This window comes from Pseudomonas sp. D1-36, from assembly GCF_051132205.1.
In the GTDB taxonomy this organism is placed as follows: domain Bacteria; phylum Pseudomonadota; class Gammaproteobacteria; order Pseudomonadales; family Pseudomonadaceae; genus Aquipseudomonas.
Genome location: NZ_CP071674.1, coordinates 3,477,634 through 3,496,254 on the forward strand (window position 1 = coordinate 3,477,634; position 18,621 = coordinate 3,496,254).

Sequence of the window (18,621 nt, forward strand, 5' to 3'; positions counted from 1 at the left end):
GTGTGTCACATCAGGAGACGCCCCCACCCGGCGTCGCAGTGGAACAACAAAAACAATCACTGTGAGGGATACCGCTATGTCTGAACATGTTCAGCCCCTGGAAGCCACGCGCAGCGCCGGCGCCAGCCAGGAAACCCAGAAAGTCATCTTTGCCTCGTCCCTCGGGACGGTGTTCGAGTGGTACGACTTTTTCCTCTACGGCGCCCTTGCGGCGGTCATCAGCAAACAGTTCTTCGCCGGAGTGAATGACACCACGGCGTTCATTTTCGCGCTGATGGCCTTCGCCGCCGGGTTCATCGTGCGGCCGTTCGGTGCGCTGGTGTTCGGGCGGCTGGGGGACATGATCGGGCGCAAATACACCTTCCTCGCGACCATCGTCCTCATGGGCCTGGCCACGTTCTGCGTCGGCCTGCTCCCCAACTACGCCAGCATCGGCATCGCCGCGCCGGTCATCCTGGTGGTGCTGCGCATGCTCCAGGGCCTGGCCCTGGGTGGTGAATACGGCGGCGCGGCGACCTATGTCGCCGAGCATGCGCCGATGGGCAAGCGTGGGTTCCACACCAGCTGGATTCAGTCCACCGCAACATTGGGGCTGTTGCTGTCGCTGCTGGTGGTACTGGGTTGCCGCTACTTCACCGGCGATCAGTTCGAAGTCTGGGGCTGGCGCATTCCGTTCCTGCTGTCGATCCTGCTGCTGGGCATTTCCACCTGGATCCGCCTGAGCCTGCACGAGTCGCCGGCCTTCCTGAAAATGAAAGAAGAAGGCAAGTGCTGCAAGGCGCCGATTCGCGAATCGTTCGGCAAATGGGAAAACCTGAAAGTGGTGCTGATCGCCCTGTTCAGTATCAACGCCGGGCAAGCGGTCACCTTCTATGCAGCGCAATTCTACGTGCTGTTTTTCCTTACCCAGTTCCTCAAGATGGACCCGGCCCTCGCCAACAGCCTGCTGATCGTCAGCGTGGTGATCGGCGCGCCGTTCTTCATCTTCTTTGGCTGGCTGTCGGACAAGGTCGGGCGCAAACCGGTGCTGATGATCGGCCTGCTGTTGGCGACGGCGCTGTACTTCCCGATCTTCAAGACGCTCGCCCATTACGCCAACCCCGCCATCGACCTGGCGAGCCGTCAGGCGCCGATCACGGTAGTCGCCGACCCGGCCACGTGTACCTTCCAGTTCGACCCGGTGGGCAAGGCCCGTTTCGACAGCCCTTGCGACAAGGTCAAAACCTTCCTGGTCAAGCAAGGCCTGCCCTACAGCAGCGTCGCGGCACCGGCCGGCAGCACCGTGCAGGTCAGCGTCGGAGACGTGAAGCTCGAAGGTTACGACGAAGCCGCCCTGCGTGGCGCGGTGACCCTGGCCGGCTACCCGCAACAAGCCGACGCCCAGCAGATCAATCGGCCGATGATCGTGGCCCTGATCGTCGCGCTGATCATCATTTCGGCGATGTGCTACGGCCCGTTGGCGGCCCTGATGGTCGAACTGTTCCCAACCCGGATCCGCTATACGTCCATGTCCTTGCCCTACCACATCGGCAATGGCTGGTTCGGCGGTTTCCTGCCCACGGTGTCGTTCGCCCTGGTGGTCTATACCGGGGACATTTTCTACGGGCTGTGGTACCCGGTCGTGATTACGGGGGTGAGCCTGGTGGTGGGGATGATCTGCCTGCGGGAAACGCGCAACGTGGACCTGGACACCAACTGAGCACTCATCGGACCCTTTGTGCCGAGGGGTTCCATCCCCTCGCCACGGGTGCTGTCGTCAGCTCAGTGTACCGAGTGGCTCTTGACCGTGCTCTCCACCAGATCCAGCATCTGCCCCAGCGCCCATGGCTTGGCGATGAACGAGGCCTGGTGCTTGATCCCGGCGCTTTCCGGGGTTTCGAAGCCCGACATGATCAGCAGCGGTATCTGCGGCCAACGATCCCCGGTCAGGTTGGCCAGGTCGGCCCCGTCCATTTCGCCGGGCATGGTGATGTCGGTGAGTAACAGGTCCACGTAATCGGCGCTTTCCTCCAGAAATGTCAGCGCCGAATCGGCGCTTTCCCTGGGCTCGACGACAAATCCTTCGTCCTCCAGGATCTCGCAGAGGAATTCCAGGATGGTCGGATCATCCTCGACGACGAGAATCAAACGTGTGCTCGCCTGTCCGTTGCCCTTCGGCATCGAATTCATGAAGTGACTCTCCTTGATTCCATTAACATGCTTTGCGGTTTGAGCCGCTCTGAAAGTTATGAGCGATGCCCTTGCGATAAATTCATTCTGCTTGCCCATCCAGTCGCCGGGCTGTCTTGCCAAGGGGGTCGTTGCAACGCAGCGCAATGTTTTATCTGTATATCCATACAGATAAAGCTTGCCCCGTCGCCAATCCCTGACCATGCTAGCGCCCCATGAAACCTGCTTAGGAAGAGGCGCGATGCGGCTGTACCTGTGTGAAAAACCGTCCCAGGCCAAGGACATCGCCGCGGTACTGGGCGCCACCCGGCGCGGCGATGGCTGCTGGCTGGGCGCGAACGTCACGGTGACCTGGTGCATCGGCCATCTATTGGAGACCGCGCCGCCCGACGCCTACGATGCCCGCTACAAGCGCTGGGTGCTGGCCGACCTGCCCATCGTGCCGGCGCAATGGAAGATGACCGTCAAGCCGAAAACCGCCAGCCAGTACAAAGCGGTCAAGCGCCTGTTGGGTGAAGCAAAGGAACTGGTCATCGCCACCGATGCCGACCGCGAGGGCGAAATGATCGCTCGGGAGCTGGTGGAGCATTGCCGCTATCGCGGACCTATCCAGCGCCTCTGGCTATCGGCCCTGGACGAAGCCTCGATCCGCAAGGCCCTCGCCGCCCTCAGGCCGGGAGCGGAAACCTTCAACCTGTATCACTCGGCACTGGGTCGCTCCCGGGCCGACTGGCTGATCGGCATGAACATGAGCCGCCTGTTCACGCTGCTGGGGCGCCAGTCCGGTTATCAAGGCGTCCTGCCGGTGGGCCGCGTGCAGACACCGACCCTGCGACTGGTGGTGGATCGCGACCGCAGCATCGCCAACTTCGTACCGGTCGCCTACTGGGCCATCGACGTGCAACTGAGCCATGCCGGTACGGCGTTTGCCGCCCAGTGGCGCGCCGACCCGGATGCCTGCGACGATCAGGAGCGCTGCCTGAACCAGGCCCTGGCGCGCAATGCTGCCCAGGCCATGGGCAACGCCGCGACCGCGCGGGTGACCAAGGTTCGCACCGAACGCCTGCGCGAGGCCCCGCCGCTGCCGTTCGACCTCGGCACCTTGCAGGAAGTCTGCTCGAAGAAACTTGGACTCGGCGCCCAGGAAACCCTGGACATCGCCCAATCGCTCTACGAGACCTACAAGCTCATCACCTATCCCCGCAGCGATTGCGGTTTCCTGCCCTTGAGCCAGCACAGCGAAGCACCCGCGATCCTGGCCGCCCTCGCCCAGGCCGACCCGGCCCTTGCCCCGCTGCACGATCACCTGCAGCCGCAGCGCAAGTCCCGGGCCTGGAACGACGCCAAGGTCAGCGCACACCACGGAATCATTCCCACGGCAGCGGCGAAGAACCTCGACAAGCTTGCCGCAAAGCAACGGGCCGTCTATACGCTCATTCGCGCACGTTACCTGGCGCAATTCCTGCCCAATCATGAATACGACCGGACCCAGGCCGACTTCGATTGCGCTGGGCAAGACCTGCGCGCGGTGGGCAAGCAGATCGTCGAACTCGGCTGGAAACGCGCCCTGCCCGAAGCATTGGCGCCCGCACGAGGTCGCGAAGCCCCCACGCCGCAAACCTTGCCGCCACTGGCCGAGGGCCGCGATTGCAACGTCGACGCGGTGACACCAAAGGATTTGTGGACCCAACCGCCCAAGCCCTTCACCGAAGGCGACCTGATCAAGGCGATGAAAAACGTCGCCAAGCTGGTGGAGGATCCGCTGCTCAAACAGAAGCTCAAGGACACCACCGGCATCGGCACCGAGGCGACCCGTGCATCGATCATCCAGGGCCTGCTCGACCGTGGTTACCTGGTGAAAAACGGCAAGGCCTTGTCGGCTACCCCAGCCGCCTTCAGCCTGATCGACGCCGTGCCTCGGGCGATCGCCGACCCCGGCACCACCGCCATCTGGGAACAGGCGCTGGACATGGTGCAAAGCGGCGAGATGAGCCTGGAGGAATTCGTCACCCGGCAGGCCGCCTGGATGAGCAAGCACGTCGCCCGCTGCCAGGGGATGAGCTTGAGCATCAGCGGCCCGGCCAGCCCCGCCGGGCGAGGCGCCACGCCGTGGAAGAACAAGCGCAAGCCGGCCAAGCGCAAGGCTGGGGGCGCGCCGCGCAAAACCAAGGCCAAGGCCAAGGCCACCTGACTGTCAGATGAGATCCCTTGCCACAGGTAATGACTCGCGGCCTTTTTTCATACCCAAACCATTTTGTCCGACAATATGTAGTGACAAAAAATAATCACTACAAAACCGTTGACGCCTCCGATTTGCCCTTGCATGATGCAGACGTCTCCCCGATCGGGAGTACAGGCAAATGTTTGAGCAAGCTCGTCTGACCGCCGAGCTGTTTTTTTGGATAAGGCACTGCCCACAAGGCAGATTGAAGGTGCTGACCTGGCATGACCGTCCGGTGACAAGGACGAGAAACGCTGGCGAATCAATCCTCATGACGCATGGGCTCGACCCTCGAAAGTCGACACTGGCCTGAAGATTCTTCGCTGTTTCTCTTCGTTGTAGCGCATTTGCGTAGCAGCCCTTCGATTAACACTACACAACCGATGCACGACCCCGCAGAAGTCCGGCGGACGAATGCTGACGGCCTGATTTCGGTATCAGGCAGGCACTTACCGAACAGCGAAGTTTTGCGAACCACCAGACAGATCAACCAAATGGTCAAGGGGCTTACACATGAATCTGAATAATCAACCATCTATTGATGAACTGGCTCGCATGTTCGCAGCACACAAGGACAGCCTGGACAGCCATATCCTGTGGATCAGCAGGACCGGCCAGGTCCATATGGACTGCCTCTCGCCTTTCACCCAGGAAGACGAATTCGAGAAGAGCCAGGCAGACTTGTGTGCGCGGCTGAAGATGTACCGCCGTGGCCAAGGCTACGTGGGCAAGAAGGCCGCAGCCGACAAGGACTTCATGGGCCGCGTGCTGCAAACGCTGACCCAAACCTGGCAATCGGTGCAGGACACTGCCGAGGTCCGGGTCGTCGACCGCCTCTGCTGATATCACACATAAAAAAGGGCCCGCTCCTGACTCAGGAGCGGGCCCTTTTTTTGGCCCCGAGGGTCTGTATGAAATGTGTTCGCGCGAAGGCCAGACAAGGCGAAACGGGGCGAGGAAGCGCAGTGTACTGGAGTACATGAGCATTCCGAGCCCCGCTTCAAGTGCGGATACATTTCGTACAGAGCCTTAGAACACCGACCAGCCAATCCTTTGGCTAAGCAATTCCAGCGCCGCCATGCCGGCCAGCGAGTTGCCGGCCGCGTTGAGCTCCGGCGACCAGACGCACACGGTGAACTGTCCTGGCACCACCGCGACGATCCCGCCGCCGACGCCGCTCTTGCCCGGCAGGCCGACACGGTAGGCGAAATTGCCCGCCTCGTCGTACAGGCCGCTGGTGGCCATGATGGAATTGACTTGCTGGGTCTGGCGAGCGCTGAGAATCTGCTCGCCGCTGTGCTTGCAGAAACCGTCGTTGGCCAGGAAGCAGAACGCCCGGGCCAGGTCGATGCAGTTCATTCGCAGCGCGCAGTGGCTGAAATAACTGCGCAGCACCGCTTCCACGTCGTTATGGAAGTTGCCGAACGATTGCATCAGGTAGGCCATCGCCGCGTTGCGGGCACGGTGCTGGTACTCCGACTCGGCGACCTTGCCGTCGACCAATATCTGGGGGTTACCCGACAGCCTCCGTACAAAATCACGCATCGACAGCGCCGGAGCGGCGAAGCGTGACTGGTTGATGTCACAGATTACCAACGCGCCGGCGTTGATGAACGGGTTGCGCGGACGGCCGCGTTCGAACTCCAGTTGCACCAAGGAGTTGAAGGGCTGGCCGGAGGGCTCATGGCCCAAGCGTTCCCAGATGGCCTCCCCGGAATGCTCGATGGCCTGAACCAGGCTGAATACCTTGGAGATACTCTGCACCGAGAACGCTGTCTCGGCGTCGCCCGCGCAATATATCTCGCCATCATTGCTGTACACGGCAATGCCCAACTGGTTGGCCGCCACGGTGCCGAGGGCGGGGATGTAGTCGGCCACCTTGCCCTGGCCGATCAGGGGACGAACCGTATCGAGGATCTCGTTCAACAGTGCTTGCATGTGCGCAGGGGTCCAATCATTCCCCATTCGAGTGCGGGGATACAGACGCTAGACGCCGACGGGGAGGTTCAGAGCACACTGGCTCGGTCCAAAAAACGTGGCGAGGGAGCTTACTCCCGCTGGTCTGTGCTACAGCCCCATTGCTGGTCGCCGCAACCGGACAGACCGAGCGATGGAATGAGGGGCCGCTGCGCGGCCCAGCGGGGGCAAGCTTCCTCGCCACAAAAACAGCGTCCGGCCATGACTTTCTAAAAGTTGCGGGGGCGCTAGTCGCAAGATCCAACGGTCTATAGTCAAGGATCAACCGGCAGGAGGTAAACGATGCGCCAGATCATGCAAAAAGAACCCTGGTGGGCCGCGCCGCCCCAGCCTGGGCAGGATGAAAACGAACTGGAATGGGGCTGGCTGGTGATCTACAGCGAAGGCGAGCCGCGCTTCGAATTTATCAAGGAGCGTCCCACGGACGAACAGATCCGCCATCGCAAGGGCTGTCGCGTCACGCTGGGGTCTGACTAGGGAACAGACATCGGTCATGGAGCAATGGCGCGCAGTTGCACCGGCCGATCGGCAAGGTCCGCTTCCACCAGGTTGCCATCGATTTCCCCGGCCAGGTAATACACCGCAGCCATCACCCCACTGAGGGGATGCTTGAGAGATTTGAACCAGGCTTCGTCGAACGCGGCGCTCAGGCTCTTGCGGATGTGCCCTTCCATTTCTTCCCGTTCGCCCTCGTGGATCATCGCTCGGATGCCCGCCACGCCCACTGAAATCAGCGCCCCGGCTGCCTTTCCGGCCACGGCCGCCGCCGCACCGGCCGCCCCTCGGGTGGCGAATTGGGCTTCGATCTTTTCGCTGGTGCGTTGCGCCACCGTGGCGATCACCGCGTCCGACGGACCTGAACCGGTGTCTGCCGCCTTGTCGACATGATCGATCAACGCCGCGTAGGCCGGCAGTGTATTGAGCGGTTCGGTGTGGACCATTTCGTACAACGACGCATTGCGTGCCGCTGGCGGGCCCAGGTTGATGGCCGTGATGCTGTGCAGACGCCGGTTCATCACTTCGGGTGGGATGCGATGTCGCTGGGCGATCACCTGGATCTGCTGATTGAGCAGGCGCAAGTAATAACCCGTCGCATTGGCCCTGATTGCCTCGGGATCGATTTCCACCGCCACGGGTTCCAACACCTGCTCGCGATATTGTGCCTGCAAGTACACCGACAGCCGCTTGGCCGCCGAATCCGCCTCGCCCTCGGCGCTGGCCGAATACCAGCTGACTTTCAGGGCCAGCCATTCCTGGGTCCAGTAACTGCTGAACCAGGGGATGAACTCGGCCTCCGTGCGCTCGTAGACCAGCACCCGCCAATGCTCCATTGAGCCACGCGCATACAGCTGAGCCTGTTCAAGGGCGCTTTTCGACGCGACGATGATTTGTCGGTCAACCTGTCGCCACGTGTCCTGGGCAATCGCGACCGTGGCCACCGGCTGGCCGCGCTGAGACGTGGCGCACCCCGCCAGAACGAGCATCACGACCAGCATCAGCGAACGCAGCACCATTGCGCCACCCGGGCACCAAGAGTTCCAGGGATTTGAGTATAGGCGTTGGAACCGGGTCGGTTTCCGTGGAGAGGGTCGCAGCAGTTAGAACCGAGTGAAATACGCGAACTGCCAGTCCTGCGCCGGGTCGTCCGTTGATGGATTGGGGCTGGCGCCACTCGGTGTCCAGTCAGTGCGCTGCCCGGCCAGTGTGCCTAGGTAAGGCCTGGCGATTTCCAGCACGCGCTCGTGATCCATCTGTTCGGGCTCGACGATGCCTCGGTCCGGATGCTCGACCGCCCAGACAACCCCCGACAGCACACCCGCCGCTACTTGCAGGCTGGTGGCGTTGTTGAACGGCACCAGCGCGCGGGCTTCGTCGATACTCAACAGCGAGCCGAACCAGTAGGCGTTAAGCTCATGTCCCATGAACAAAACGCCCAAGGCGTCTATGCCGCCGCTGTCGATTTCACCGTTGAGGATGCGCTGCCGGGTTTGTGCCTGCCAGCCTCGGCCGATCAGTTCGTGGACCGACAGCAAGGCATCGTTGCAAGGATGGTAGGCGTAATGAAGGGTGGGTCGATAAAGCAACTTGCGCTGATCCTTCAAGGTCAGCAGGTCGGCTGTCGAAGCGGTCTCATGGTGGGTGATCAGCATCCCCAGGCATGGGCCGCCCAGGGGCGTCCAGGTCTTTACCAGCACGCTGGCGCTCGGTCGCTCCAGATAGATCGCGTTCCGACTGCCGAAACGGTGCCGCCGCGCGGATGGCGGCCAGACACGCTCATGGCTGCCCCAACCCAGCTCCGCTGGCTGGGTGCCCTCACTGATAAAGCCGTGGACCGACCAGGTGTTGACGAACTCATCGTCTTCCTTGAGACGCTGGGACCGTTGCGTATCGCGTTCGGCGAAATGAATGACCTTGATGCCCATTTCCATGCATAACCGGGCCCAATCGACGCCATGGCGATCCTCGGGCAGCGGATGGTTCAGCTGCATGGCCAATTCCACCAGGCCGGCCTTGAGCAGGTGGGTAATCAAGCCTGGGTTGGCCCCGTGGGCAATGATCGCCGTCGGGCCCCTGCCCAGTTTTTTGCGCAAATTCAGGGCTTGATAGCGCAACGCGTAATTGGTGCGCAACGCGTGGTCCAACTGCGGATCGGTGTAGCCCCCCGCCCATGGCTCGACGCAGGTGTCCAGGTAAAAAGCACCTTTGTCGAAGGCATACGCAATGACTGCCAGGGAGCTGACTTCTACCGACAGGTTGACGATGAAGTCACCCGGCTCGACGAAGCGATCCAGGATTTGCGCGAAATCCGGCTCGGTCAGTGCTTCGCGGACGAAATGGATGCCCCGCTCCTTGAACCAGATGTTCTGCTCGATGACCGGTGCGATAACAGTGATCTGCCGGACCTCGATGTGCTCCTGCCCCAGCAGCAAGGGCAAGGTGGCCCGGGCGATGGAGCCGAAGCCGATGAAGACCAGATGGCCGGTGAACGGAACCTGATGTTTCATGTGCTGCTTCCTTGAAGACGATGTATTTCCCATGAAATAACCGAACGTCGACCGAAGCTACTGTCAATGTTGACAGGTGCGGCGCGGCTCGACCCGCGCCGCGCCCTGTGTTCGCCTATGAAGTCCCCAGTCCACCGGACAGGTCCGCGCCTGAATGCACCCGTCCGTTGGCCGGCTCGACGCCGGGTTCATCACGATGCTCGGTGGTCTTGCTTACCGTGTCACGCACCGTTTCATACCCCTCGCGCGCCTTTTGCTTGGCTTTGTCGGCCAGGTCGGCACTGGTCTTGCCCATCACTCGCTGTTCGGTGGTGGTACTGGGCAAGGCCGCTCCCAACATCGCGCCCAAGGCTATACCCGCCGCCGCCATCATCAACGGCTGCTCCTTGAGCAAGCGGCTGAACTGATCGCCCAGGTCGTGGGAGCCCTGGGTCATGCGCTCACCCGTTTCATGGGCGCTGCGCCGGGCTTGACGGGCACCGGAGCCCAAACCTTCGGCCAGATGCGAGGCCTTGTCCTTGAGATGGTGGAAACCCTCACGCAAGGAGTCGGTGGTGTCGTGCAGATGGTTCCGGGCACTGCCCACGCCACTGGCGAGCCCCTCGGTCCAGCCGCCGGTGTCCTGGTCGGGTCCGACGCGATAGCCAACCCGAGGCGGGTGGTTCTGGCCGAGCATCAGCCAGCACAATCCAACCGTGGTCAGTACCGTCGGCACGGGGTTGTTGCGTACTGTGGTGCCCAGGTTGCCGAAGAACTCCGCGCCGTTGCCCTTCACCAGGCCCAAGGCTTGGTCGAGCATCTGGCCCGGGGTTAATTTGCTGCCCAGGGCATCGACGATATGGCTGATATGGGCACGCTGCTCGTCGATCTCGCGCTCGATGGCCTCCGGGCTCTTTTCCGATTCTGTTTTGAATTCATCCTTCATGAGGCTTTCCTCCGCAGGGCTTCCTGGTCTTTGTTCAAGGCGTCGAGCGTTCGGTCAGGCTTGAAATGGGACGGTTCGAATTGCTTCTTGCCGGACTGCACCATGACGAAACCGATGATCATCACCACGACGCCAACGATCAGCGCGGCCAACCAGGGCGCCATCATCGTGCTCAGGCCATACACCACGGCCATCAGCAAGATGATGAAGCCGGCCATCAGCACCATTGCGCCGCCCGCCACACCGGCGATACCGGCTTTCAAGGTGTTGAGGCTGGCCTGGAATTCCGCCTTGGCCAGGGCCAGTTCCTTGGTGAACAGTGAGGGCACCTCGTGGGTCAACTGCCGGAGCAGGCCCATGACCGAGGCATCGCTTTCGGGCGCCGGGGCACCTGCGGGACGCTGGATATCCGGGTCTGGTCGATTCATCACAATTCTCCTCTGGTATTGGCCGAGCCCGGCAGCGAGCCGGTGGCTGAATCACTGGGATGGTCCTGCACGCTGGGTGAAGTCGGGGTAACGCCGGTGGCAAGGCCGCTGCTGCTTGTCGCGGCACCCGGACCGATAGGATCAGGTATCGGGTCGAAAGGCTGAGTGCCGGACCCTCCGGTCGGTGGCTCCGCCTGTTCGGCGGCAGGGTTGTCGACTTCGGTGGCGACCGGCGAGGTGCCGGCCTTGAGGAACCGCGACAGTCCGAAACCCACGGCAATACTGCCAGCGAGGAACAGGCCGGGGTTCTCTCGCGCCAGCCGCGAGCCATCGTGCAGCAGCTGCTCGGCGCTCTTGTTGCGCAGTTTGCTGGCCAGGCCGCTCATGTTATCGGCCATGTCCGCCAGGTAATGCGACAAGCCCAGCGTGTCGTTGGCTTCGAGTTCCGACATGGCCGACTTGGCGCTACGCGCCAATGCATCGATCTGGTCCGCCGCGGTATCGCGGTACTGGCCAAAATGCGCATCGGCCTGCTCTCGGGCGCTGCCGATGGCTTCGTTCACGTCATCCTTGATGTGGTTCAGGGGCTCTTCAGCTCGCCCCTGGCTTGCGGTGCCGCTTTGTCGCTCGGGGTTGTTGTCCGGGATAGTCATGTCTGTCCATCGCCTCCGTGATGAAAAACTCAACATCAGGCACTGCCTAGGCAGATGCCTGGATCAGTGCCTCTCAGAACAAGTGACGGGACGCATGGGAGCCGAGTTCCAACGAGTTTGAGGGTTGCACGCCGTGTGGTCGCCGACGCCGTTGGGTTGGGTTTCGTTAAAAAAAAAGGGCATTGGTGCGTACACCAATGCCCGATCCAACCCTGGTCCAACAGACCAACCGACGCTCCTATCCAGCCTCAACCCAGCGCGGTATCCAGAAACATCATGACCGCGAACCCCATCATCAGCCCGAGGGTCGCTGGCGTTTCGTGGCCGTTGCGGTGGGTTTCGGGAATCACTTCATGGGACACCACAAAGATCATCGCACCCGCCGCTAGCCCCAGGCTTATGGGGTAAGCCACGGCCACGCCAGAAGACATGCCCAGGCCGATCACCGCGCCCAGCGGCTCCATCAACCCTGAGCCGACCGCAATCAGTGCGGCGCGCAACGTGCTGATCCCGGTCACCCGCAGCGCCATGGCGATGGCGAGGCCTTCGGGAATGTCCTGGATCGCAATGGCGGTGGTCAAGGGCAAGCCGACCTTGAGGTCGCCGTTGGCGAAGCTCACGCCTATGGCCATGCCCTCAGGCAAGTTGTGCAAGGTGATCGCCAGGACAAACAACCAGACCCGGTTGATGCGCTTGGCCTCGGGGCCACGCCGGCCACTCAACTCATGCTCATGGGGGACGAAACGGTCAAGGCCGACCATCAGCAAAACCCCCAGCCCAAGGCCGATCACGACCACAAGGGCGGCAAGCAATTGGTTGCCACATATGATTTGCGCCGCTTCAATGCCGGGCAGGATCAACGAAAAGGAGCTCGCCGCGAGCATCATGCCGGCCGCGAAACCCAACATGATGTCCTGGGTGCGCGATGAAATATCGCGCAGCACCACCGCCATCAGCGCCCCCAGGGCGGTGGCGGCGAAGCCGGAGGTTCCGCCCAGCGCCGCATAGCCCAGGTTCTGGCGGTCGGCCCCCACCAGCGCGTTATAGCCGCTATACAGCAACAGCACCGCGACCAGCGCCAATCCAAGCCAGAAGGTCACCCCCAGCAGCAGATTGTTTTGCACAGGATCAAGCCAGGTACGCCAGGGCGATCGAATCCGGGAGGTGGGCTGGTCCATCTAATGTCCTTGTCGATTAGCCGCGCGAAGCCCGCCCGTCCCCCATGATGGCGGGACGGGCGGGCGATATGTTCAGGCGAGAGGGCCCAAGCCCCCTCGCCGGTTTATTACAGTTTGTCACCTTGCATCCCCGAACCCAAGTCGGCGCCTGTCGTAGGATCGCTTTCAGGGTTGGACATCGTCCGCGCCTTCATGTCCATCAGCAGAGCTTCGTCTTTCTCACTCAACTGCACAGTGGCCATGCCATCTCCGCCATCGACCGCTGGAGTTGGGTTCTCGACGAATTCCCAATCGTCGCCCTGATTCCAAGGACCGCGCACCGAGGGTTCGCCCTGGGACATATTGAAGTACACATTGGTGAACTCCGGCATGCCAGGCAATTTCCCTTGTGGGAAGTTGGGCTGGATGGAATGGAGGGCTTTTTCGAAGGACAGCTGGTGGGCGATTTCACGGGTCATCAAGAAGCCCAGGGCTTCTTTTACACCCGGGTCATCAGTGACATTCATCAGCCGCTCATAAACGATTTTCGCCCGGGCTTCGGCGGCGATGTTCGAACGCATGTCCGCCGTGGGCTCACCGATGGTGTCGATGTAGGCCGCGGTCCAAGGCACACCGGCCGAGTTGGTCAGCGGCGAGCCTGCGCCATACAGCACGCTGGTGATGTGGGAATCGTTGCCGGCGCCGTTGATCTCGCGATACAGCTGGCCCTCTTGTTCGACACCTTCGGCCATCTTGCCCTTGGCGCCCTTGTTCAACATCACGATGATCGAGCCGATCACCTCCAGGTGGCTGAGCTCCTCGGTGGCGATGTCCATCAGCAGGTCCTTGCGGCCTGGATCATCTTCGGACAGGGCCTGGGTGAAATAACGGGACGCTGCGGCCAGTTCGCCTTGGGCGCCACCAAACTGTTCGAGCAACAGGTTAGCGAGTCCTGGATTGGGCTCGGCGACGCGCACGGTATATTGCAATCGTTTGTTATGAATGAACATGATTGAACTCCTCGGTCAGGACACAGTTCATGGGAAACCCTGCCGACGACAGGCCCATGAAAGTCAGAAGAAGTTAAACAGATAAAATTTATTTTTTATTCACGACATAAGACGAACGGTCACTGTGGTTATACAAAAACCAACCCGCCTTGAATAATGAATAATTAAGCGAAGCCGGGCATGACATGCCCGACTGTAAACACACTTTAATAAGCGGCTGGTACAGGCCTCATGCCAGCGACATGAGGCCCGTAGACCACGGGGCATTACGATTTACGACCGCCACCGTGGCTGTTTTCACCGCCTTTCTTGCCAGCTTCGGAGGCTTTTTCCCGATCATTTGCAAAGTTGCCACCAGACGCCTGGCCACCTTTCTTGCCGGCTTCCGATGCCCGTTCAGGGTCATTGGCAAAATTGCCACCCGAGGCTTGTCCACCTTTGCGGCCCGCCTCTGCGGCACGTTCCGGATCGTTGGCAAAATTGCCACCCGACATGTGGCCACCCTTACGACCGGCCTCGGCTGCGCGTTCCGGATCGTTGGCGAAGTTGCCACCCGATGCTTGGCCGCCTTTCTTGCCGGCTTCCGATGCCTTTTCATGATCGTTAGCGAAATTGCCAGGGTTGTTATTACCTGTATTTGCCATTTCATTCACCTCGTTAGTTGCTATTTGCGAACCCCGTTGGCTCGTACTTATTCGGAAAACATGCCGCATCCAAGGTTTGAAGAAAGTGCTTCAAACGGCGACGAACGGTCAATGCTTAATTTATATACCGCTGCGCTTGGAATGAATTGAAATTCGCTATCACCCAAGCGGCGATCAATTAACGCCATCAAGATGCTCAACTTTATGGGAGCCACCTGCTCGCAAATGCGATGTCCCGGTCGATATGAATATCGAACTTTGAACTGCTTCGCGAACAGGTTCGCTCTCACAATGGCTTTACGCTGAACATCTAAATACAGTGCGTGTCTTTCCACGCTGTCCGCCAAGGGCCGAGTGGCGCCGGCACCCCATTGCACCGGTCTCGTCACCCTGGCCTCGCGCCGTTCCAGGAAGCCAAAACTCGCGGGCTGCCGGTGTTGTCTTGCACCACCGCACTGACCGGCTTGCGGTGTCCGGGTACCCTGTCGCCGATACCCGGATAAAGCGTTATTCAGGGCGAGATCGGGTCGCTGGCCGGGAACGTCTCTTCCAGCGCTTCATCCAGTTGATCGTTGGTAATGTCCCGTTCGCCAACTTTGCCACTGCGTTCGCAATGGCAATCCTGCGCCGGGCACGGCTCGCCGTTGGGGTGTTGTTCCGCGCAGGCCTGGCTGCAATAAGCCTCGCCGTCGTGATTGAACACCCGCTCGGGATCGACGTCGCAGTGACAGCCGGGGCAGCCACATTTCAATTCACTCATGCTCCTCCTCCTGCATTCGCGCTATCAGGATCCCACCAGCAACTGCACCTCAAGGTTCGCTGCCGCAACGCCATGCTTGGCGACATACACTTCATCAACCCAACCTTTGGTCAGGTTGCGATAAGTCTGGGTGCCCACGGCCGTGCCGCTGTCCCATTCAATGATGTCGCCGATGTCAACGTCGTTGGCGGGGCCCAGTTCGAGCACCGTGTGGCCATCCTCTTGCGCCACGTAGACGCCGACCCTGGCGCTTTGTCGATTGATGGCTCTTACCTCTCCGGTGGTCTGCTTCATACCTGTCCTCTATCGTTTTGACGGCAGGTTGGGACGTGGCCGGAGCAACCGGCCGCGCCTTTCATGCAAGCTCCAACCTCAGCGCTTGGCTTCGGTATGCGGGTTGGCCGAACGCTCCAGGAATGCCTGGGTGATTTCCGGCAAATGGTCGCGCAGCCAATCGGCCATCGCGATTTCCTGGGGCAGGATCTGCTCGCAAGCCCTTTGGGTTTCCACGTCGCCGGCCACTTTCGCCGCTTCGATCAGCACCGTGTAGGAAGCAATCTCGAGGTTTTCGAAAACGTAGCCACTCATGGCACCCTTGACCACTTCGTCACTCATCGCCATGCCGCCCATGGCCTGACCGAACGCCATCAGCTTGCCGGCCATGTCCTTGAGCATCGAGGGGCTGCCGCCCAGGCGTTGGATGCACCCTTCGACTAACTTCTGCTGCCCGAGCGTCTCTTCGATGTGCTGTTCGATTCGGGCCTTGAGCACCGGATAATGTTCCAGGCGCTCGGCCTGGGCCTTGAGCATTTTCTCCGCTTGCTGTTCCATGGCGTGAGCATCGTTGAGCCAATCCAGCAGGTTCTCTTTAGGGGTTGCCATTGCGTTCTCCTTATTCAGTGTCATTGGCGCACTGCAGTGCGAAAGCTCTGAAATACCGCACATAGGGTGGATGTCCGCCGCGCCGGGAAAGTTTGAAGAAACAGCATCGGAGGGCGACGAAAGGCGTACCGCGGACCCGATGCTAACCTCTACGATTCAAGGCCAGCGGAGCACAGCAATGCCCGACGATCTTCACCGTGAACCCATCGAACAACTACAGGAATACCTGTCCGGGCGCCGTTTCCTGGTGCTGACGGGCGCGGGAATCAGCACCCCTTCCGGCATCCCCGACTACCGTGACAGCGACGGCGTTCGTCGGGGCCGGCAACCGATGATGTACCAGGAGTTTCTCGCCAAACCCGAGGCGCGAAGACGCTACTGGGCGCGGGCCATGCTGGGCTGGCCACGCCTGCGCCAAGCGCGCCCGAACCTGGCCCACGAGGCCCTTGCAGCGTTGCAGGCGGCGGAGCGCATCAGCGCGCTGATCACACAGAATGTCGACGCCCTGCACGACCGGGCCGGAAGCCGCCAGGTCATCGAGCTGCACGGCAGCTTGCATCGAGTGCTGTGCCTCGATTGCGGCCAGCGCAGCGAGCGGCAGCACATCCAGGCCTTGATGGAAACCGAGAATCCCTACCTGACCGGTGTCGACGCAGTGCAGGCGCCCGATGGCGACACGCTGCTGGACCCGGCGTTCGAGGCACGCTTCCAGGTTCCGCGTTGCCCCCATTGCGCGGGTGAACGCCTGAAACCGGATGTGGTTTTTTTCGGTGAAAACGTCGCCGCGCCCACCGCCGCTCGCGCCATGGAAGCCGTTGAACAAGCGGATGGATTGTTGGTGGTGGGGTCGTCATTGATGGCCTATTCGGCGTTTCGCCTGTGCCGGGCAATCAAGGACCAGGGCAAGCCGCTGCTGGCGATCAACCGGGGCAAGACCCGGGCCGATGAGTTGCTGGATTTGAAGGTTGAAATGCCGTGTGAGCAGCTATTGCCGCTGCTGACCTGAAGCTCGCTCCCACAGGTCCTGATCCTTGAACGTATCGAACAATGCCTGGGCCGCCGCCGACAGCTCGTAGCCCGGCTTGGTCAGGACGCCGATTGCTCGTTCTATGACCGGCTCGCCAAGGGTGATGCAGCGGGCGCCCAGCTCGTGCATCTGGCCGACGCACAGGGCCGGCACGGCGCTCACGCCCAGGCCGCTGGCAACCATCCGCCCGACCGTCGCCAGTTGGTGGCTCTCGAATTCCACGGGCAGTTTCATGCCTCGGGATTGCAGATGCTCCTCCAGCATCACCCGCACGGTAGAGGGCCGTTGCAAGGTGATGAACGGCTGTTCCAATAAAGTCTCCCACTGGAGTTCGTCGCGCTGGGCCAATGGCGAATCCAGCGGCACCACCGCGACGAAACGGTCCAGGTACAACGGCGTGAACACCAGCGACGAACCCTGCATCGGCTCGAACGCCACCCCCAGCTCCACGTGGCGATCGCGGACCATTTCCAGCACCTGTTCATTGATCACGTCGTTGACCGTGACGTTGACATTTGGGAACCGCGCGCGGAAGGTCTTGAGGATCGGCGGCAGCAGGTTGCCGGCGAAGGATGGCATCGCGGCCAAGGTCACACGGCCACGCTGCAAGGTGAAACGCTGGCGCATTTCGTCTTCGGCGTTATCCCAATCGGCCACCAGCCGGCGGGCCAGTGGCAGCAGTGATTCGCCTTCGGGGGTCAACGCGACGTTACGCGTATTGCGACTGAACAGACGGCCACCGAGGCCCTCTTCCAGCGCCTTGATCGTCAGGCTCAGGGCCGATTGAGAGAGGTGCAACCGCTCGCAAGCCACGGCGAAGCTCAGGCTTTGGGCGACGGCAAGGAAAGCGCGGATTTGCTTGAGGGTCATAGTCGCTAACGCTCCCAGCGGCGAGTGGTCAGTTTCGAGCTGCAAGCTTATGCCAGCTATTATTGAGCTTTATAAATCAATGCAACGTAAAAATCAACTTAACAAATATATGACTTGGCGCAACACTGCATTCCATTGCGACCCCATTCAAGAATAAAAGAGGTGTCTATGGCAGGTTTCGACAAACGCGTGAGCTCTTACGAAGAGGCGCTGGACGGCTTGAAGGACGGCATGACCGTCATCGCCGGCGGCTTCGGTCTATGCGGCATTCCAGAGAACCTGATCGCCGAGATCAAGCGCAAGGGCACCCGCGACCTTACCGTGGTTTCCAACAACTGCGGCGTTGACGGTTTCGGCCTCGGCGTCCTGCTGGTGGACCGACAGATTCGCAAGGTGGTGGCTTCCTACGTGGGCGAAAACGCCCTGTTCGAACAGCAATTGCTGAGCGGCGAAATCGAAGTCGTGCTCACCCCCCAAGGCACCCTCGCCGAAAAAATGCGTGCGGGCGGCGCAGGCATCCCGGCGTTCTTCACCGCCACCGGCGTCGGCACCCCCGTGGCCGAAGGTAAGGAAGTACGCGAGTTCCACGGTCGCCAGTACCTGATGGAAGAATCCATCACTGGCGACTTCGCCATCGTCAAAGGTTGGAAAGCCGACCATTTCGGCAATGTGATCTATCGCCACACCGCCCAGAACTTCAATCCCCTGGCCGCCACGGCGGGCAAGATCACCGTGGTGGAAGTCGAAGAAATCGTCGAGCCCGGCGAGCTGGACCCGGCACAGATCCATACCCCCGGCATCTACGTCGACCGGGTCATCTGCGGCACGTTTGAAAAGCGCATCGAACAGCGCACCGTGCGTAAGTGATCCCCTGCCCCCGGCCCGAATGAAGG

General features: G+C 61.1%; 20 protein-coding genes. 6 read left to right on the plus strand and 14 right to left on the minus strand.

Annotated elements, in window-relative coordinates; genetic code table 11:
* The first annotated feature begins 76 nt into the window (after nt 1–76).
* A complete protein-coding gene (locus tag J3P76_RS15375) occupies nt 77–1,699 on the plus strand; it encodes an MFS transporter (RefSeq protein WP_434610797.1) in 1,623 nt (540 codons plus the stop codon).
* 62 nt (nt 1,700–1,761) lie between these two features.
* Here J3P76_RS15375 and J3P76_RS15380 read toward each other — a convergent pair whose 3' ends face one another.
* Nucleotides 1,762–2,169, minus strand: a complete 408-nt coding sequence (locus J3P76_RS15380) for a response regulator (RefSeq protein ID WP_420764522.1) — start codon at nt 2,167–2,169, stop codon at nt 1,762–1,764.
* Between the two features lie 241 nt (nt 2,170–2,410).
* On the opposite strand from J3P76_RS15380, the gene J3P76_RS15385 reads away from it, so the two are divergent.
* Complete coding sequence (locus J3P76_RS15385; RefSeq protein WP_434700936.1) at nt 2,411–4,360, plus strand: DNA topoisomerase III; 1,950 nt, start codon at nt 2,411–2,413, stop codon at nt 4,358–4,360.
* 543 nt (nt 4,361–4,903) lie between these two features.
* Entirely contained in the window at nt 4,904–5,233 is a 330-nt protein-coding gene (locus J3P76_RS15390) for a hypothetical protein (protein WP_434700937.1), read from the plus strand.
* A gap of 186 nt (nt 5,234–5,419) precedes the next feature.
* On the opposite strand, the gene glsB is transcribed toward J3P76_RS15390, so the two are convergent.
* The gene (glsB, locus tag J3P76_RS15395; RefSeq protein ID WP_420764525.1) at nt 5,420–6,328 is read right to left on the minus strand and encodes a glutaminase B; all 909 of its coding nucleotides are present in this window, start codon (nt 6,326–6,328) and stop codon (nt 5,420–5,422) included.
* Between the two features lie 321 nt (nt 6,329–6,649).
* Between glsB and J3P76_RS15400 the strand changes: the two genes are divergently transcribed.
* Nucleotides 6,650–6,844: a hypothetical protein gene (locus J3P76_RS15400; protein WP_420764526.1), complete on the plus strand. Its 195-nt coding sequence runs from the start codon at nt 6,650–6,652 to the stop codon at nt 6,842–6,844.
* A gap of 14 nt (nt 6,845–6,858) precedes the next feature.
* Here J3P76_RS15400 and J3P76_RS15405 read toward each other — a convergent pair whose 3' ends face one another.
* The 11 genes from J3P76_RS15405 to J3P76_RS15455 form a co-directional block, all read right to left on the minus strand.
* A complete protein-coding gene (locus J3P76_RS15405) occupies nt 6,859–7,881 on the minus strand; it encodes a hypothetical protein (RefSeq protein ID WP_434610792.1) in 1,023 nt (340 codons plus the stop codon).
* A gap of 84 nt (nt 7,882–7,965) precedes the next feature.
* A complete protein-coding gene (locus J3P76_RS15410; protein WP_434610790.1) occupies nt 7,966–9,372 on the minus strand; it encodes a saccharopine dehydrogenase C-terminal domain-containing protein in 1,407 nt (468 codons plus the stop codon).
* A gap of 115 nt (nt 9,373–9,487) precedes the next feature.
* Complete coding sequence (locus J3P76_RS15415) at nt 9,488–10,297, minus strand: DUF3618 domain-containing protein (RefSeq protein ID WP_434610788.1); 810 nt, start codon at nt 10,295–10,297, stop codon at nt 9,488–9,490.
* Nucleotides 10,294–10,725: a phage holin family protein gene (locus tag J3P76_RS15420; protein ID WP_420764529.1), complete on the minus strand. Its 432-nt coding sequence runs from the start codon at nt 10,723–10,725 to the stop codon at nt 10,294–10,296. Before J3P76_RS15420 ends, J3P76_RS15415 begins: the two co-directional genes overlap by 4 nt.
* Entirely contained in the window at nt 10,725–11,378 is a 654-nt protein-coding gene (locus J3P76_RS15425; protein ID WP_434610786.1) for a hypothetical protein, read from the minus strand. The genes J3P76_RS15420 and J3P76_RS15425 overlap by 1 nt, the downstream gene beginning before the upstream one ends.
* 248 nt (nt 11,379–11,626) lie before the next feature.
* Entirely contained in the window at nt 11,627–12,556 is a 930-nt protein-coding gene (locus J3P76_RS15430; RefSeq protein ID WP_420764531.1) for a ZIP family metal transporter, read from the minus strand.
* Nucleotides 12,557–12,663: 107 nt separating this feature from the next.
* Nucleotides 12,664–13,545, minus strand: a complete 882-nt coding sequence (locus tag J3P76_RS15435) for a manganese catalase family protein (protein ID WP_420764532.1) — start codon at nt 13,543–13,545, stop codon at nt 12,664–12,666.
* Between the two features lie 266 nt (nt 13,546–13,811).
* On the minus strand, nt 13,812–14,189 hold the full coding sequence (locus tag J3P76_RS15440; protein ID WP_434702042.1) for a general stress protein: 378 nt from the start codon (nt 14,187–14,189) through the stop codon (nt 13,812–13,814).
* Between the two features lie 511 nt (nt 14,190–14,700).
* Nucleotides 14,701–14,949, minus strand: a complete 249-nt coding sequence (locus J3P76_RS15445; RefSeq protein WP_420764533.1) for a metallothionein — start codon at nt 14,947–14,949, stop codon at nt 14,701–14,703.
* Nucleotides 14,950–14,973: 24 nt separating this feature from the next.
* Nucleotides 14,974–15,243, minus strand: coding sequence for a hypothetical protein (locus tag J3P76_RS15450; RefSeq protein ID WP_420764534.1), 270 nt, complete (start codon nt 15,241–15,243; stop codon nt 14,974–14,976).
* Between the two features lie 78 nt (nt 15,244–15,321).
* Complete coding sequence (locus J3P76_RS15455) at nt 15,322–15,831, minus strand: ferritin-like domain-containing protein (protein WP_434563466.1); 510 nt, start codon at nt 15,829–15,831, stop codon at nt 15,322–15,324.
* A 178-nt stretch (nt 15,832–16,009) separates the two neighbouring features.
* Between J3P76_RS15455 and J3P76_RS15460 the strand changes: the two genes are divergently transcribed.
* Nucleotides 16,010–16,837 carry an NAD-dependent protein deacetylase gene (locus tag J3P76_RS15460; protein ID WP_420764536.1) on the plus strand — a complete coding sequence of 276 codons (828 nt, stop codon included), beginning with the start codon at nt 16,010–16,012 and terminating at the stop codon, nt 16,835–16,837.
* On the opposite strand, the gene J3P76_RS15465 is transcribed toward J3P76_RS15460, so the two are convergent.
* Nucleotides 16,817–17,728, minus strand: coding sequence for a LysR family transcriptional regulator (locus tag J3P76_RS15465; RefSeq protein WP_420764537.1), 912 nt, complete (start codon nt 17,726–17,728; stop codon nt 16,817–16,819). The genes J3P76_RS15460 and J3P76_RS15465 overlap by 21 nt on opposite strands.
* 168 nt (nt 17,729–17,896) lie before the next feature.
* Here J3P76_RS15465 and J3P76_RS15470 point away from each other — a divergent pair, with 168 nt between their 5' ends.
* Complete coding sequence (locus J3P76_RS15470) at nt 17,897–18,595, plus strand: CoA transferase subunit A (protein ID WP_420764538.1); 699 nt, start codon at nt 17,897–17,899, stop codon at nt 18,593–18,595.
* Nucleotides 18,596–18,621 lie beyond the last annotated feature (26 nt).

Excerpts from the sequence above, each read along its gene's own strand:
- J3P76_RS15430 (WP_420764531.1), bottom strand. The coding sequence starts at position 12,556 with ATGGACCAGCCCACCTCCCGGATTCGATCGCCCTGGCGTACCTGGCTT.
- J3P76_RS15380 (WP_420764522.1), bottom strand. The coding sequence starts at position 2,169 with ATGAATTCGATGCCGAAGGGCAACGGACAGGCGAGCACACGTTTGATT.
- J3P76_RS15435 (WP_420764532.1), bottom strand. The coding sequence starts at position 13,545 with ATGTTCATTCATAACAAACGATTGCAATATACCGTGCGCGTCGCCGAG.
- J3P76_RS15405 (WP_434610792.1), bottom strand. The coding sequence starts at position 7,881 with ATGGTGCTGCGTTCGCTGATGCTGGTCGTGATGCTCGTTCTGGCGGGG.
- J3P76_RS15450 (WP_420764534.1), bottom strand. The coding sequence starts at position 15,243 with ATGAAGCAGACCACCGGAGAGGTAAGAGCCATCAATCGACAAAGCGCC.
- J3P76_RS15400 (WP_420764526.1), top strand. The coding sequence starts at position 6,650 with ATGCGCCAGATCATGCAAAAAGAACCCTGGTGGGCCGCGCCGCCCCAG.
- J3P76_RS15420 (WP_420764529.1), bottom strand. The coding sequence starts at position 10,725 with ATGAATCGACCAGACCCGGATATCCAGCGTCCCGCAGGTGCCCCGGCG.
- J3P76_RS15415 (WP_434610788.1), bottom strand. The coding sequence starts at position 10,297 with ATGAAGGATGAATTCAAAACAGAATCGGAAAAGAGCCCGGAGGCCATC.
- J3P76_RS15385 (WP_434700936.1), top strand. The coding sequence starts at position 2,411 with ATGCGGCTGTACCTGTGTGAAAAACCGTCCCAGGCCAAGGACATCGCC.
- J3P76_RS15470 (WP_420764538.1), top strand. The coding sequence starts at position 17,897 with ATGGCAGGTTTCGACAAACGCGTGAGCTCTTACGAAGAGGCGCTGGAC.
- J3P76_RS15445 (WP_420764533.1), bottom strand. The coding sequence starts at position 14,949 with ATGAGTGAATTGAAATGTGGCTGCCCCGGCTGTCACTGCGACGTCGAT.
- J3P76_RS15460 (WP_420764536.1), top strand. The coding sequence starts at position 16,010 with ATGCCCGACGATCTTCACCGTGAACCCATCGAACAACTACAGGAATAC.
- J3P76_RS15390 (WP_434700937.1), top strand. The coding sequence starts at position 4,904 with ATGAATCTGAATAATCAACCATCTATTGATGAACTGGCTCGCATGTTC.
- glsB (WP_420764525.1), bottom strand. The coding sequence starts at position 6,328 with ATGCAAGCACTGTTGAACGAGATCCTCGATACGGTTCGTCCCCTGATC.
- J3P76_RS15455 (WP_434563466.1), bottom strand. The coding sequence starts at position 15,831 with ATGGCAACCCCTAAAGAGAACCTGCTGGATTGGCTCAACGATGCTCAC.
- J3P76_RS15465 (WP_420764537.1), bottom strand. The coding sequence starts at position 17,728 with ATGACCCTCAAGCAAATCCGCGCTTTCCTTGCCGTCGCCCAAAGCCTG.
- J3P76_RS15375 (WP_434610797.1), top strand. The coding sequence starts at position 77 with ATGTCTGAACATGTTCAGCCCCTGGAAGCCACGCGCAGCGCCGGCGCC.
- J3P76_RS15440 (WP_434702042.1), bottom strand. The coding sequence starts at position 14,189 with ATGGCAAATACAGGTAATAACAACCCTGGCAATTTCGCTAACGATCAT.
- J3P76_RS15410 (WP_434610790.1), bottom strand. The coding sequence starts at position 9,372 with ATGAAACATCAGGTTCCGTTCACCGGCCATCTGGTCTTCATCGGCTTC.
- J3P76_RS15425 (WP_434610786.1), bottom strand. The coding sequence starts at position 11,378 with ATGACTATCCCGGACAACAACCCCGAGCGACAAAGCGGCACCGCAAGC.